Genomic DNA, 15,271 nt, shown 5'->3' on the forward strand with positions numbered 1-15,271 from the left:
GGTTATGCTCCTTTCTTTTCATAGAAGGCTTCAATTTGCGCTTCTTCAAGTGATAATCCACGTTCTTGATGTTTGTGGATTAAACTTGTCATTTCCTTATAATCGATCGGCATGATTTTCTTAAAACGGTTATGATACTTTTCATAATTTTCAAGAATATATTTTCCTTTCTCAGAATTTGTATGTGCAACATGTTCTTCAATCATCCCTTTAATCTCTGCTAAATCATGTTGTGATGTAACAACTTGTAATTCAACCATCTCTTTGTTGATTTTGGCATAAACTTCATTGTATTCATCAAGAACGTATGCATATCCACCACTCATACCAGCAGCAATATTTCTTCCACATCGTCCTAAGATGCATACACGACCACCTGTCATGTATTCTAGTGCATGATCACCGACACCTTCAACGATAGCTTCAACACCAGAGTTTCTAACACAAAAACGTTCTCCAGCCACACCAGCAATGTATGCTTTTCCAGATGTTGCACCATAGAAAGCTACATTCCCAACAATAATATTTTCACAAGCTGTAAATGTTGCTTCTTTAGGAGGCATAAGCACTAATTTTCCTCCAGATAATCCTTTACCAAAGTAATCATTACTATCTCCAGTTAGTTTTAAAGTAAGTCCTTGAGGAATAAAGGCACCAAATGATTGTCCTCCTGCACCACTAGCTTCAACAACATATTGATCTTCAGATACACTTGTTCCAAGCGTACTAGTGATATGACTACCAAGCATTGTTCCAAATGCACGATTCAAATTATCAACTTCAACTTTTGTGTTAGCTTGTTTGTTTTCTTTGATTGCACTAGCAAATTCTTCGATCAACTGTGCATCCATGGTTTTTTCAAGTTCGAAATCGTAACGATCTTTCGCATCAAAGATGACAGTTTTCCTTTCTTTATCTACTTGCGTAAGTAAATTTTGCAGGTTTATGTGATGCATTTGCGCTTTTGATAGATTTTTTTTCACTTCTAATAATTCATTATGTCCGACCATTTCATCAATCGTTCTAAAGCCTAACTGTGCCATGTATTCACGCAATTCTTGGGCAACAAAACGCATAAAGTTAATAACATATGCAGCTTTTCCTTCATAACGTTTTCGCAATATAGGATTTTGAGTCGCAACACCCACAGGACATGTATCTAGGTTGCAGACACGCATCATCACACAACCAATCGTAACTAGTGGTGCTGTCGCAAAACCAAACTCTTCAGCCCCTAACAAAGCGGCGATGGCAACATCCTTACCTGTTAACAATTTTCCATCGGTTTCTAGACGCACACGACTACGCAAACCGTTTAATAATAAGGTTTGATGTGCTTCGGCAAGTCCAAGTTCCCATGGAAGACCGGCATTATAGACAGAGTTTTTTGGTGCTGCACCAGTTCCGCCATCATAACCTGAGATTAACACAACTTCACTACCAGCTTTTGCCACACCTGCCGCAATCGTTCCAACTCCGGCTTCAGATACTAACTTGACTGAAATACGCGCCTCTTTATTGGCTGACTTACAATCGTAAATCAATTGAGCTAAATCTTCGATCGAATAAATATCATGATGTGGCGGTGGTGAAATTAACTGTACACCTGGTGTGGAATGTCGAGTTTTTGCGATCCAAGGATACACTTTACCCGCTGGAAGTTGACCCCCTTCTCCTGGTTTTGCACCTTGTGCCATTTTAATCTGAATTTCTTTTGCATTGACTAAATATTCACTAGTCACTCCAAAGCGTCCCGAAGCAACTTGTTTAATTGCTGAACATCGATTTGTACCAAAACGTTCCGGGTCTTCTCCACCCTCTCCGGAGTTACTTTTTCCATGAAGCGTATTCATCGCAATTGCAAGTGTTTCATGTGCTTCTTTTGAAATGGATCCATAGGACATTGCCCCTGTTTTAAACCGTTTTACGATTTCATCGACAGACTCAACTTCATGAATATCAATTGGTTGAGTTTCTTTGAAAGATAACAACCCACGAAGCGTGCTGACTTCCATTTCCTTTTCAATTGTCTTCGTAAATTCTTTAAATATATGATAATCACCAGTTCTTGTTGCTTTTTGCAACGTGTGAATGGTTTTTGGGTTATACAAATGACTTTCATGACCACTACGGTATTTATGCATACCACGACTCTCCAGTGTTGCTTGCACGGCTAAGCCAAGTTCATCAAAAACAGCTTGATGTAACTCATTTTGACGTTTTTCAATGTCTTTTAGCTCAATTCCACCAATACGGCTTACCGTTTTAGTAAAGTAGGTTGCAATGACATCTTCACTAATTCCAAGTGCCTCAAACACCTGACTTCCTTGGTATGATTGAATGGTTGATATCCCCATTTTTGATGCAATTTTCACAATTCCATGAAGAATTGCATGATCATAATCATCGACTGCAGCATAGTAATCTTTATCCAGCAGTTGATCATCAATTGCTTGAGCAATCGTATCGTGTGCCAAATATGGATTAATTGCACTTGCACCATAACCAAGTAATGTCGCAAAGTGGTGCACTTCTCTTGGTTCAGCGCTCTCTACAATCAATGCGGTTAATAAACGTTTTTTGGTGCGAACCAGGTGTTGGTTTAAAGCACTCGTCGCTAACAAGGAAGGGATTGCCAAATGGTTTTCATCAACCCCACGATCGCTTAATACTAGTAAAGTCGTTCCTTTACTTATGGCTTTATCTGCTTCATTGCACATGGCTGCAATAGCCTCTTTTAAACTTGTATTTTTATAATAAAGCATCGAAATGGTTTCGCAAGTAAAGCCATCTTTATGTAAGCTTTTAATTTTTAGCATATCGTTGTTGCTTAAGATTGGATTGTGAATTTTCAGTAAACGGGCATTTTGTGCAGTATCTTTCAACAAGTTCCCATCACTTCCTAAGTACACACTTGTACTCGTTACAATTTGTTCACGAATCGCATCAATTGGTGGGTTGGTAACTTGGGCAAATAACTGTTTAAAATATGAAAATAATGGTTGATATGTATGATCTAATACTGCTAAAGAACTATCCGTTCCCATCGCAATAACAGGTTCATTACCATGCAAGGCTGTAGGAATAATGTAGTCTTTTATATCTTCATAACTATAGCCATGCACTTTTTGGAGTTGCTCTAGTTCTTGTCCTTTGTATTCGATTGGTTTTTGATTTGGAATTTTAACATCTTTCAATTCAAGTAGGTTGGATTCCAACCATTCCCCATAAGGATTCCTTGTTGCATAAGTGTTCTTAATTTCATCATCATCAATCAGACGTCCAGTTTTTGTATCAACAAGTAACATTTTTCCAGGTTGCAAGCGACTTTTCTTTTCAATCATGCTTGGTTCAATGGTAAGTGCTCCAACTTCACTACTCAAAACAAGGTAACCATCCTTGGTAATATAATAACGTGATGGACGTAAACCATTACGATCAAGAATTGCTCCCATCACATCACCATCAGAGAATAAAATAGAAGCTGGACCATCCCATGGTTCCATCAAACATGCACTGTATTGATAGAAATCTTTTTTCTTTTGGCTCATACTTCGGTCATGTTCCCATGGTTCTGGAATGTTCATCATGATTGCTCTTGGTAAATCCATACCTGCCATGACCATAAACTCTAGTGCATTATCTAACATCGCTGAGTCACTTCCTGTAGCTTCAATAACCGGCATGATTCGTTTCATATCATCAGCAAGTTCACTTGAAACCATATTTTCTTCACGACTTAACATCTTATTTACGTTACCCTTAATCGTGTTAATTTCACCATTATGGACGATGAAACGATTTGGGTGGGCACGATGCCATGAGGGCATGGTATTTGTTGAAAAGCGAGAGTGAACCAGTGCAATTGCACTTTTAAAATCCTTATCTTGTAAATCTTTATAAAAGGTTCTAAGTTGTCCTACCAAAAACATACCTTTGTACACAATAGTGCGACTACTCAAAGAACATACATATGTTTCAGGACTGCTTTTTTCAAAAATTTTACGAACGATATACAACTTGCGATCAAAGTCGATTCCAGGATTCAAATTTTCTGGACGTTTGATAAAACACTGTACGATGGTTGGCATAACTTCTAACGCTTTATGTCCTAACACACTTTCATCGACTTTTACATCACGAAAACCTAAGATTTCTAACCCTTCTTTATTAGCAACAATCGTAAAAAGTTGTTTCGCTTTTTTGTATGCAAGTGCATCTTGTGGAAAGAAAAACATTCCCACTCCGTAATCACTTTTTGGTAAATCAAAAGAACACACTCGCTTAAAATATGAATGCGGGATTTGAGTAAGAATTCCTACCCCATCTCCAGTTTTTCTATCTGCATCCATTCCAGCACGATGTTCTAAGCGTTCAACAATGGTCAATGCATCATCAACGGTACGATACGTTCTATCACCGCGAATGTTGACAACTGCTCCAATACCACAGTTATCATGTTCAAAACTTTCATCATATAATCCGACATGTTTCATGTTTCATTCCCCCAATTAAAAAAGACGTTCTATGCAAAAAAGTGCATAAAACGTCTTTGTTTGTATTTTATTTTACCAAACCCTTTGTGATTGTCAAGAAAATTTTTACATTGCTATGAAACAATTTACATTTTCACTTCATAGACCTTGGTAAACACCTCTTGTTGAATTTTTTGGTACAAGTCATCATCAAGTGGTTTTGGATAACTCATGAAGCACAATGGATGTATATTTTTCTCAGTATTTATTTGCGGTTGTAAATATGTTGATTCATGGATTTGAAATTGATTTCGCTTATAAAATGCAACACGTCGAGCACTTGTATGATCAAAAGGTTCTTCTACTTCCAGAATCAGAGTTGTATGTAGATATTTCTCTTTTAAGGCATCTAGCATTTTCGAACCAATGCCCATTCCTCTTGTGTGTTTAGCCACTGCAAAATTTTCCACAAAGATACAATCTTGTAATTGCCAAAGTAAAAATACACCTACTAGTTGTTGGTCCTCGTATGCACCAAGTAATTCAACAAATGATGTTTTCATCTTTTCTTCAATGTATACGTATGGACGTAGCTCACTTATTGGAAATGCTTCTTGTAATAACGGATATGCTTCATCCAATGATTTCATTTTTAATAACTCCATAAGTACCTCATAAGCTATTGTATCAAATCTATTCAAAACAACAAGCAACAAACTCATGTTGTTCTATATATTTTATATTTCATAATCGTTTGAATGGACAACCGTGTTGGATTTGTTATGATATGGGTGAGAAATTACGAGGGGGGTTCACATGAAAGGAAAAGTCAGACTTATATTATTGGCATTTGCAGTCACTTTAGCTACTATCAGTATTGTGCAAACAGAATTAGTTATGTACGCAAGCGAAATCGAACATCAATCGAGCTTGCATATTGCAAATATTGCAAATAACTTCAATTTGATTTCACTGTGTATGGTGCTAATCATGGTTAGCGTCATTGCAATCGCTGGTTACTTTGCACGCAAGTATAAAAAGGAAAATAAGCACTCGTCAAATTAAACTGACAAGTGCTTATTTTTTATTTTTCTAATACGCTTGCGCAACGTTCACATAAACCATCTTCAGCATGTGAATCTGTAATGTTCCAACATCTTGGACATACACTACCTTCGCATTTTTCTACTTTTACTTCAATTACTTCGAATGCTTCAAATTCATCATCAGTAAATGAAACTTTTGATACAGTTAACCATTGGTGAATTTTATCACCTAATACTTCTTCAAGTAATGCTTTATCTGTATCTTTTGCATGTAAAATCACATGTGCTTCTAGCGGTTTTCCAATGACTTTGTCATTTCTTGTTTGTTCAATTGCTTTGAACACATCTTTACGAATCGCAAATAAGCGGTTCATTTTCTCTTTAATCACTTCATCATCAGCGATACGTTCGCTTTTGTTGAATGCAGTCAAGTGTACTGTACCTTCATATGCTGCAAAGTGATCAGAGATCTCTTCTGCTGTATGCACTAAGATTGGTGACCATAATTTTAATAATGTATCACACGCTTTATATAATACCGTTTGTACTTGGCGACGACGTGTATCATCTTTTTTCTCGATATATAGAATATCTTTTGTGAAATCTAAGTAATATGCACTTAACATGTTTGTCATGAACGTTGTAAGTTTTGATGTAATTGTTGAGAAATCAAATTTTACATATAACTCTTTTACTTCATGGTTTAGTTCATTTAATAGAACTAACATGTGTTTGTCTACAAGTGTCAATTTATCTTCAGGTACCATATCTGCTTGATTAAAGTCAGCTGGATTAATGTTTCCTAAGATAAATCTAAACGTATTACGAACTTTACGATATTGTTCAGATACTTGTTTTAAGATTGCATCTCCCATACTTACATCTTGTTGGTAATCCACAGTTGTTGCCCATAGACGTAAGATATCTGCACCATATTGTTGTGTGATTTTTGTTGGAGCAACTGCATTCCATTGCGATTTGGACATCTTCACACCTTTTTCATCCATAACAAACCCGTGTGAAAGAATTTGTTTGTAAGGTGCGTGACCATATACAGCTGTACCAATAATTAGTGATGAATTAAACCATCCACGGTATTGGTCAGATCCTTCAAAATATAAATCCGCTGGATAAGGAAGTCCACGTCCAATCATCGCTTCTGTGTGACTTGAACCTGAATCAAACCAAACATCCATTGTATCCACTTCTTTTGTGAACTCTCCATTTGGACTACCTGGGTGTGTATATCCTTCAGGCAATAAATCTTTGGCATCTCTTTCAAACCATACGTTTGTTCCAAACTCACCGATTAATGCAGCAAAATGTTCGAATAAATCATGTTCCATAATTGGTGTTCCATCTTCCGCATAGATAATTGGAATTGGTACTCCCCATGCACGTTGACGAGAGATACACCAGTCTCCACGATCACGAATCATGTTGTGTAAACGTTGTTCTCCCCAAGTAGGTGTCCAGAATACATTTGCAACTTCTTCAAGTAATTGATCACGAATCTTATCAATTGAGGCAAACCATTGTTTTGTTGCTCTAAAGATAATTGGTTTCTTTGTACGCCAGTCATGTGGATAACTGTGTGTGATGAATTCAAGTTTTAATAATGCACCAACTTCATCAAGTTTTTGCGTTACGACTTTATTTGCATCATCAACATATAGTCCTTCTAACCAAGAACCTGCTTCGGCCATCATATGTCCTTGTTCATCTACTGGACAGTATGGTGGAAGTCCATACTTCATCCCTACGATAAAGTCATCTTCCCCATGTCCTGGAGCTGTATGTACACATCCTGTACCTGCATCTTCTGTTACGTGTTGTCCGCAAATTACTAATGATTCACGATCATAGAATGGGTGTTGTGCTGTAATTCCTTCTAAGTGTTCCCCACGGAATGTTTTTAGGATTTTCTTTTCTTCTAGTCCTAATTCTTCCCAAAGGGTATCTACATTACTAGCAAGAACAACAAGATTTCCTTTTTCACTTTCGACAAGTGCATATTCTAAAAATGGATTCAAACAAATCGCTAAGTTCGCAGGAAGTGTCCAAGGTGTCGTTGTCCAAATTACAAACGCATCTACTTTTTCATCTAAGATACCTTTTCCATCAAGTACGTTAAACTTTACATAAATTGCTGGACTTTTAATATCTTTATATTCAATTTCTGCTTCTGCTAGTGCAGTTTCACTACTTGGTGACCAGTATACTGGTTTCTTTCCTTGATAGATTAAACCATCCGTAGCCATCTTACCAAAGATATTAATTTGATCTTTTTCAAATTCTTTTTGTAAGGTGATATATGGGTGATCATAATCCCCAATACAACCTAATGATTTAAATCCTTTCTTTTGGATTTTTACTTGTTCAAGTGCATAATCGTGACAGATTTTTCTAAAGTCTTCCACTTTCATTTCTTTACGGTTATACCCTTGTTTTTGAATTGCTGTTTCAATTGGCAAACCATGTGTATCCCATCCTGGAATAAACGGTGTCTTATATCCTTGCATAAAACGCGCACGTACAATCACATCTTTCAATGTTTTGTTTAATGCGTGTCCCAAGTGAATGTCACCATTTGCATATGGAGGACCATCGTGTAATACGAACAGTTCACTGCCTTCACGTTTTGCTAGCATTTGTTCATAAAGTTTTTCATCTTCCCAACGTTGTTGAATACCAGGTTCTTTTTTTACTAAGTTTCCTCGCATTTCAAAATCGGTTTTGGGCATTAATAAGGTATCTTTGTATTCCATCTCTTGCTCTCCTTCTAAATTAAAAAAACGTCCTTACAAATCATATAAGGACGTGATTACGCGGTACCACCTTACTTCATGTATATTCATACATGCGCTTCATTAACTGTAACGTAGTTTATACGTCTTATCCTACTCATTTCAGATAAGCTACTCCTAAGTGATATCTATATATATTTCATGTTTGTCTTTCACCAACCGACAACTCTCTAAGCAATCCAAATATATAGCATGTCTTATTCTTTGTATTTCTTTTCAATCAATTCTACATTAGGAATGGGTGGAATGTCAAACCCATCTATCGTTTCTGATAAAATTTGCAGCTGTTCATTCAAATTAATCTTGATTTCGTGTGCTTCAATTCCTAATTTTGAGATATTTAGCAATATCGTTTTTGCATTTTGCAACGCTTCTTTGACAATCATATCTGCATTACGATTTGCTGTAGTTAAAATTCCATTTGCTTCATCTAATGCATTTCGTGTCATTTCACGTATTGCTCTTTCTTTTATATCTAAGTCTTGTAACAACTTCGTATATTTTCTACCAATTTCTTCAATTTTTCGATCATTTTCCTCATTTTGTTTTTTATAAGCAAGTAACTTTCTTTGAAGTTCATCAATTTCTTGATTTTTAGCAGCTAGTTCACTATCGACTTGATATCGATTATATCCATTTTTTACGCGATCAAATTCCATAGTGAGCCCCCTTTCCATCATTCATACTTGCCGATTTCTAAAACAAAACGATTGTTTTTTGTTTTTCGCCCGGTATCATTTACCATAAAGCGACCATACCCTCGAATCGAAATGAGTATGGATTTATTATCACATATGTGAGCCAAATCTTCAACCACTAGATGATCGACTTTTACTCTTCCATCATGTACTAAAGCTTGTGCTTTTTGTCTAGCTAGATGCGTAATACTTGCAACAAGTGCATCCAAACGCAAAGAAGAAACCATATGTGTTTTATATTCTAAATGGATTTCTTTTTGAATTGGTGCTTCACTTTCTTCCAATTGAATTGGACAGCGTCCGATTTTTTCAAGTTCACGTTTGATATATCCTGCTATATCCTTACTAACAAAGATATAGATATCCCCATGTTCAACAATTAAATCACCAAATGTTTGGCGTTCAATGCCTAGATTCATCATTGCACCAAGTGCATCACGATGACTTAGATTATAGTATTTTGTATCATATATTGCATGTAAGCACACAATAGGTAATGGTATTTGTTTATCCTCATAACTTAATAAACAACGTTTATATTCTGCATCTGGATATCCTCCATCAAAAGTCGTATATACTTTTTTACCAACATAGCGTTGAAGGATTTCTTGTTCAGCAGGGCTTAAAAAAGGAGTGAAAACTTTGTGGTAAATAGAAAGTTGATCCAAATAATCATCTATCCTAGCCAGAAAATCCTCATTCCCTTTAAAGTGTATTTGTTTTTGCTTATTCACTAACTTCTGAAGCGCTCTCAGGTGAAATTTTCCCGTGAACTCCCATTGTTCTTGGCGTACAAAGGATTACATTTGTTCCGATTTTTTCAATAGATCCATCAAGTGCATAAATTACCCCTGATAAGAAGTCAATGGTACGTTGTGCATAGTCTCTTGTTAATTTGTGTAAGTTAACAACAACTGCACGATTTTCTTTTAAACGTTTCGCAACTTCATGAACTTCATCATAAGCTCTTGGTTCGAATAAAACCATTTTTGTATCATTACTTAACTTTGATACAGCTTTTGATTTTGGTGATTCATATTCTGAAATTGATTCTACTTCGTTTTCCTCGTATTCAATTACTTCCTCTTCATCCATCGGTGAAATGAATTCCTTTATTTTTTTACCAATACCCATAGAAAGATACCTCCTATACTAAATATAATTATATCACAATGAATATGCCTTAACAATTAGAAACATCATGAGAACTACGCATTCCTGTAAATGTTGTATATACGTAATTAATATCCTACACTTGCAACGCCATATTCCGCCTCAGCTTGACTATATCCTTCAAAAACCAACTGTTCAATCAAACCATCTCTTGAAAATGACATTAAATCCATATACGATTTTGCAGCTTTTGCAGCTTGTTCGTTCCAGTTTGCACCACAATTACTTACACCGTGTGTTGCCTCTGCATTTGAATAGCCTTCAAATTCTAGTTGTCTTACTAGCCCAGAATATGAAAACGGTGAAGTATTCAGGTAATTCTTTGCACCTTTTACCGCTTGTGCATTCCAGTCGACACGTAAACTATCTACAGCATAAGTCGCATCCTCTGTAGTATAACCTTCAAATACTAGTTGATTCACAAGCCCCGTTCTTGAAAACGCCATAAAAGAAATATAGCTTTTTGCAGAATCAATGGCATTTTTTTGACCTGTTGATAATGATGTTTTTTGTTCATTTTCACTTTTTCCAACAGAATCATTCACTTGATTTGAAGGAGTATCATCTTCAGACTCATTTTGTTTTTCAGAAGACAGTTCGTTCTCCTTAGCTACAGTTTTCTGTACATCTTCAGTTGATACATCACTCTTCTCTTTTTCATCTTCTTTCGCAGTCTTATGATTCGAAGATTCATTTATTTTACTTTTATTCTTGCTTGTTACTTCATAGTCATTATCCGATGTATTATGTTTATTAACATTTGATATCCCACTCACTATAACAAGCAAAAGTAGAAATAGTGCAATTCGTTTCCACATCTCTAACTTTAAGAACCTATTTTTTAGCATGTCTAAATTTTTAACTATATTATTTTTCATTGTTTTATTTCCTCCCTTTACATAAACACAATAATATTTCATAACAAAAAAACATTCCCATGAATTTCAGTAATTTGTTACAACATAAATATTATACCATACAATTGAATGATCACCATTTGATAATAAAAAAGCCTTTCTGGCTATTCAATTGATAACAATCGAACTTTGGAAAGACCTTTGATTTCTTGTAAGCGATTAATCAATTCTTGGATTTCGCCTTTCATATCTTTAACGTCAATACTTGTTACAACATTGGCACGTTTGGCAATTGGAATGTTTTGGTTAATCGTTAAGATATTACAACCAAATGCAGAAAATGTAAGTAATGCTTCAGACAAAATGCCCTTTTCATCACTTAATGTAAATGCAATTAATGCCTTACGTTCTAATAAATTGGTGTTACTTGGTTCAAAGACATGATCTTTATATTTATAGAATGCACTACGAGAAATGCCAACTTCACGAGTGACATCACTGACTTGCGCATCTTCCTTTGTTTCTAAAATCTTCTTTACCTCAATAACTTTTAAGATTACTTCAGGTAACACTTCTTTTGAAACAATTAAATAGGAATCTAACATATTTGTACTCCTTGTTCATCTACAACTAGTGGAATACATTGCCATTTATATTGTAATGTATTCAGTTGTTTTTGAATTTCATCTACTTTACTTGCATCACACATCACATTCATCAAAGTAGAACCACTACCAGAAATATAGAAACAAGCACTTTCGATTTCTTGACACAGCTTCTTAACTTGTTCATATTCAAAAATCAGTTGTTTGCGGTATGGTTCATGGAGTTCATCTTCCATTGTTGCTTGTAATAAAGCTACATCACCTAACTCAAATCCTTTTAAAACTAAACTTAACTTTGATGCATTGCTAACAGCAGTAGTAAATGGTACCTGTGTAGGTAATACTTTGCGTGCATCACTTGTTTTTGTCTCAAAGTTTGGAATACAGGCTAAAAATGTAAATTGATTATGTACTGAATAGCTAGCATGATACACTTGTTGATTATCATCTACATAACTAGCAATCAAACCACCATATATCGCTGGAGCTACATTATCTGGATGATGTTCAATCTCTGTACATAGACGTAGCACTTCTTGTTTATCAATTGGTGTATTGGTTAATGCATATGCACCAACAACACCACCAACAACACATGTTGCACTACTCCCTAACCCTCTAGAGACTGGAACATGACTATCAATATGAATATGTAGTTGAAATGCATCTTTACCTAAATACGCTAATGCTTTTTGAAATGAAGTATATACAAGATTATCTTCTGTTGCAAAACGTTCTTCACATCCAGTAATTTGAAACGAATCACTTCTTTCGAAAGTAAAGTACGTATACAAGTTTAGTGCAATCCCTAAACAGTCAAAACCGACACCAACATTAGCACTTGTAGCAGGTACTTTCACTTTCACCATGATTAAATCGTTCCTACCTTATCTAATACGTATGCTTCCATTTCGGTTTTATCAATTACATCTTCATGTAATACTTCTTTTTTATCTAAATCGACTAAGTTTGTTGGAATTGGAACTTGTGTTTCTTCATGAAGTTTTTCCATTAAGACAAACTCATCATCGCTTGTTGCTCCATGTAGTGCTTCATACACTGAATTCGTAAATTTGTATGGACTTGCTGTCGATAATACAACATTTTTATGTTGTGTATCTACATCATCCAACAATACTTTATATGCAACTGCTGTATGTGGATCTAATAAGTAATTATCCTTTTCATAAATATCACGAATGGTTTTTGCCGTTTGCTCGTTAGTAGCAAAGCCTGCTTTAAATTCCTTTTGGATATTTGCAAGCACATCTTCACGTACTTTATATTTTCCATCTCTTGCAAGTTCATTCATGATTTCTTTAATATATGCATGATCACATCCACTTGTGTAAAACAATAGACGTTCTAAGTTAGAAGAAATCAAGATATCCATTGATGGAGAAATCGTTTTTAAGAAATCACGTTTGCGATCATAAACTCCAGTTTGAATGAAATCATAAAGTACATTGTTGTCATTTGAAGCACAAACAAGTTGATGTACTGGTAATCCTACTTGTTTTGCATAATATCCTGCTAAGATGTTTCCAAAGTTTCCAGTTGGGACAACAAAGTTGATTTTCTCACCAAGAACAATCTCACCACTTTTTACTAAACTTGCATATGCATAAAAGTAATACACCATTTGTGGCAACAAACGACCGATATTGATTGAGTTTGCACTACTTAATTTAATATTTTGTTTTGCTAGTTCTGCTTTAAATGTATCATCAACAAATAATTTCTTTATTCCACTTTGTGCATCATCAAAGTTTCCTTCAATTGCACAAACCTTCACATTTTTTCCTTCTTGTGTTTTCATTTGCATTTCTTGCACTTTACTAACACCATCATTTGGATAGAACACCATGATTTTTACATGATCCACATCTTTAAATCCCTCAAGTGCAGCTTTACCAGTATCACCTGATGTTGCTGTTAAAATTAATACATCATAATCCGCATTTGTTTTCTTTAAAGCTGTTTTTGTCAGTTGTGGTAACATTTGCAAACCTACATCTTTAAATGCACTTGTTGGTCCATTGAATAATTCTAAGACATATCCATCACTTAGTTTTACTAATGGAGTTACTTCCTCATTTGAGAATTTACCTTTATATGCAGCTTGCACACATGCACGAATTTCTTCTTTCGTGAAATCAGGCAGGAACAACGCAAATACTTCCTCTGCGATTTCATAATAGTCTTTATTAACAATCGATTGCATATCGATTTGACGTTCATTTAGGTCACTTACAACAAATAGACCCCCATCGTTACTTAATCCTTGTAAGATTGCTTGTGCAGGGCTTAATGTAATGCTAGCATCCCTTGTGCTTTCGTAATATTGATTCATACAATTCTCTCCTTGATTTCTTTATTTTCCTATGATACAATGTTTCTCAATTAAATACAAGTGTTTTTTGTACAAAGACACAGAGGGGGACTTATGAAAATTGCAATCTTAGGATTTGGAACTATAGGGACTGGAGTTTACGAGATTATTAGTACCTATAAAGCAAAGAGTTTAACAGATGTTGAAGTTGTGAAAGTTTTAGATTTACCACAGAATAAAGATAAACTCGACATCATCACAGATAACTATGATGATATCTTACAAGACAAATCCATTGACTGCGTGGTAGAAACCATGGGTGGATTACATCCTGCATATGAATTTATCACTGCAGCAATGAAAGCAAAAAAACATGTAGTAACAGCAAACAAGGCAGTTGTTGCTAAATACATGGAAGAATTCATCGCACTTGCACTGGAAAATAAAGTACGTTTCTTATTTGAAGCAAGTACTGGTGGTGGAATCCCTTGGATTGCTTCATTAGAAAAAGCAAAACGTGTCGATGATATTAGTGAACTATATGGAATCTTTAATGGAACAAGCAACTATATACTAGATGCAATGACAAACCAAGGAAAAGACTTCGATGAAGTACTAAAAAAAGCACAAGAGTTAGGATATGCTGAAGCAGATCCTAGCGCAGATATTGATGGATATGATGTACAAAACAAAGTTGTTATTTCAAGTGCAGTTGCTTACAATACAAAAATCAACATGGAAGACTTCCCTTGCTATAGCTTACGTACAATTAACCGTATCGATATTAACTACTTTAAAAAGTTAAACCGTACAATTAAATACATTGGTGAAGCAGTTGTAAATAATACGGGCTATGAAGCATACGTTATGCCAAATGCATTAGCAAACGATACCGTTGAAGCAAACGTAAATAGCAACTTCAATATTGCGACATTATATGGACAAAGCATTGGTCCATTAAAATTCTATGGACAAGGAGCTGGTAAATTACCAACAGCTAATGCAATTGTTCAAGATATTCTTGATATTCAATCACCAATTGGTTCATTGATTGATTTTAGCAATAAGCTTGCTTACCAACCAACACAAGAAAACGTATATGTCATTCGTAGTACAAATACCGTCGATATGACAAACATTGAAACAAAAGAAGAATTTGAAGGACAAACTTACTACACAACAAAACCAATAGTTGCATCAACTTTGGTAGAACTTGTAAAGTCTGTTGACGATAGTCAAGCATTTGTCGCAAAACTAGCGGCGTTTAAGGGGTAACAT

12 protein-coding genes and 1 other annotated feature are annotated in these 15,271 nt (G+C 35.3%); of the genes, 2 read left to right on the forward strand and 10 right to left on the reverse strand.

The genetic code is table 11. The features are described from left to right. Positions 1 to 2: 2 nt before the first annotated feature. Together gltB and M2098_RS06230 are read right to left on the reverse strand one after the other, a co-directional pair. A complete protein-coding gene (gene gltB, locus M2098_RS06225; protein WP_280682818.1) occupies positions 3 to 4,496 on the reverse strand; it encodes a glutamate synthase large subunit in 4,494 nt (1,497 codons plus the stop codon). A gap of 125 nt (positions 4,497 to 4,621) precedes the next feature. Beyond that, the gene (locus M2098_RS06230) at positions 4,622 to 5,140 is read right to left on the reverse strand and encodes a GNAT family N-acetyltransferase (RefSeq protein WP_280682820.1); all 519 of its coding nucleotides are present in this window, start codon (positions 5,138 to 5,140) and stop codon (positions 4,622 to 4,624) included. A 151-nt stretch (positions 5,141 to 5,291) separates the two neighbouring features. Here M2098_RS06230 and M2098_RS06235 point away from each other — a divergent pair, with 151 nt between their 5' ends. Continuing rightward, positions 5,292 to 5,540 (forward strand): hypothetical protein, encoded by a 249-nt coding sequence (locus M2098_RS06235; RefSeq protein WP_280682822.1) that lies wholly within the window; start codon positions 5,292 to 5,294, stop codon positions 5,538 to 5,540. Positions 5,541 to 5,559: 19 nt separating this feature from the next. On the opposite strand, the gene ileS is transcribed toward M2098_RS06235, so the two are convergent. From ileS to thrC, 8 genes are all read right to left on the reverse strand, one after another. Continuing rightward, positions 5,560 to 8,289, reverse strand: coding sequence for an isoleucine--tRNA ligase (gene ileS, locus M2098_RS06240; protein WP_280682824.1), 2,730 nt, complete (start codon positions 8,287 to 8,289; stop codon positions 5,560 to 5,562). 43 nt (positions 8,290 to 8,332) lie between these two features. After that, positions 8,333 to 8,542 (reverse strand) — a binding site (T-box leader). After that, entirely contained in the window at positions 8,526 to 8,987 is a 462-nt protein-coding gene (locus tag M2098_RS06245; RefSeq protein WP_280682826.1) for a DivIVA domain-containing protein, read from the reverse strand. Its footprint overlaps the feature before it by 17 nt. Positions 8,988 to 9,004: 17 nt before the next feature. Next, positions 9,005 to 9,694 carry a YlmH/Sll1252 family protein gene (locus M2098_RS06250; RefSeq protein ID WP_280682828.1) on the reverse strand — a complete coding sequence of 230 codons (690 nt, stop codon included), beginning with the start codon at positions 9,692 to 9,694 and terminating at the stop codon, positions 9,005 to 9,007. A 58-nt stretch (positions 9,695 to 9,752) separates the two neighbouring features. After that, positions 9,753 to 10,160, reverse strand: coding sequence for a cell division protein SepF (locus tag M2098_RS06255; RefSeq protein ID WP_134169742.1), 408 nt, complete (start codon positions 10,158 to 10,160; stop codon positions 9,753 to 9,755). A 107-nt stretch (positions 10,161 to 10,267) separates the two neighbouring features. Next, the gene (locus M2098_RS06260) at positions 10,268 to 11,077 is read right to left on the reverse strand and encodes an Ltp family lipoprotein (protein WP_280682831.1); all 810 of its coding nucleotides are present in this window, start codon (positions 11,075 to 11,077) and stop codon (positions 10,268 to 10,270) included. A gap of 143 nt (positions 11,078 to 11,220) precedes the next feature. Beyond that, complete coding sequence (locus M2098_RS06265; RefSeq protein ID WP_134169740.1) at positions 11,221 to 11,661, reverse strand: ACT domain-containing protein; 441 nt, start codon at positions 11,659 to 11,661, stop codon at positions 11,221 to 11,223. After that, on the reverse strand, positions 11,655 to 12,530 hold the full coding sequence (thrB, locus tag M2098_RS06270; protein WP_280682834.1) for a homoserine kinase: 876 nt from the start codon (positions 12,528 to 12,530) through the stop codon (positions 11,655 to 11,657). Before thrB ends, M2098_RS06265 begins: the two co-directional genes overlap by 7 nt. A gap of 2 nt (positions 12,531 to 12,532) precedes the next feature. Then, positions 12,533 to 14,014: a threonine synthase gene (gene thrC / locus M2098_RS06275; protein WP_280682836.1), complete on the reverse strand. Its 1,482-nt coding sequence runs from the start codon at positions 14,012 to 14,014 to the stop codon at positions 12,533 to 12,535. 93 nt (positions 14,015 to 14,107) lie between these two features. On the opposite strand from thrC, the gene M2098_RS06280 reads away from it, so the two are divergent. After that, positions 14,108 to 15,268, forward strand: coding sequence for a homoserine dehydrogenase (locus M2098_RS06280; protein ID WP_280682838.1), 1,161 nt, complete (start codon positions 14,108 to 14,110; stop codon positions 15,266 to 15,268). Positions 15,269 to 15,271: the final 3 nt, after the last annotated feature.

It is taken from the genome of Breznakia sp. PFB1-19, assembly GCF_029893935.1.
Taxonomy (GTDB): domain Bacteria; phylum Bacillota_I; class Bacilli_A; order Erysipelotrichales; family Erysipelotrichaceae; genus Breznakia; species Breznakia blatticola.

What these genes read in the sequence shown, in the direction of transcription:
- M2098_RS06280 (WP_280682838.1), top strand. Translation starts at nt 14,108, where the DNA reads ATGAAAATTGCAATCTTAGGATTTGGAACTATAGGGACTGGAGTTTAC.
- thrC (WP_280682836.1), bottom strand. Translation starts at nt 14,014, where the DNA reads ATGAATCAATATTACGAAAGCACAAGGGATGCTAGCATTACATTAAGC.
- M2098_RS06245 (WP_280682826.1), bottom strand. Translation starts at nt 8,987, where the DNA reads ATGGAATTTGATCGCGTAAAAAATGGATATAATCGATATCAAGTCGAT.
- M2098_RS06265 (WP_134169740.1), bottom strand. Translation starts at nt 11,661, where the DNA reads ATGTTAGATTCCTATTTAATTGTTTCAAAAGAAGTGTTACCTGAAGTA.
- M2098_RS06260 (WP_280682831.1), bottom strand. Translation starts at nt 11,077, where the DNA reads ATGAAAAATAATATAGTTAAAAATTTAGACATGCTAAAAAATAGGTTC.
- ileS (WP_280682824.1), bottom strand. Translation starts at nt 8,289, where the DNA reads ATGGAATACAAAGATACCTTATTAATGCCCAAAACCGATTTTGAAATG.
- M2098_RS06255 (WP_134169742.1), bottom strand. Translation starts at nt 10,160, where the DNA reads ATGGGTATTGGTAAAAAAATAAAGGAATTCATTTCACCGATGGATGAA.
- thrB (WP_280682834.1), bottom strand. Translation starts at nt 12,530, where the DNA reads ATGGTGAAAGTGAAAGTACCTGCTACAAGTGCTAATGTTGGTGTCGGT.
- M2098_RS06230 (WP_280682820.1), bottom strand. Translation starts at nt 5,140, where the DNA reads ATGGAGTTATTAAAAATGAAATCATTGGATGAAGCATATCCGTTATTA.
- M2098_RS06235 (WP_280682822.1), top strand. Translation starts at nt 5,292, where the DNA reads ATGAAAGGAAAAGTCAGACTTATATTATTGGCATTTGCAGTCACTTTA.
- gltB (WP_280682818.1), bottom strand. Translation starts at nt 4,496, where the DNA reads ATGAAACATGTCGGATTATATGATGAAAGTTTTGAACATGATAACTGT.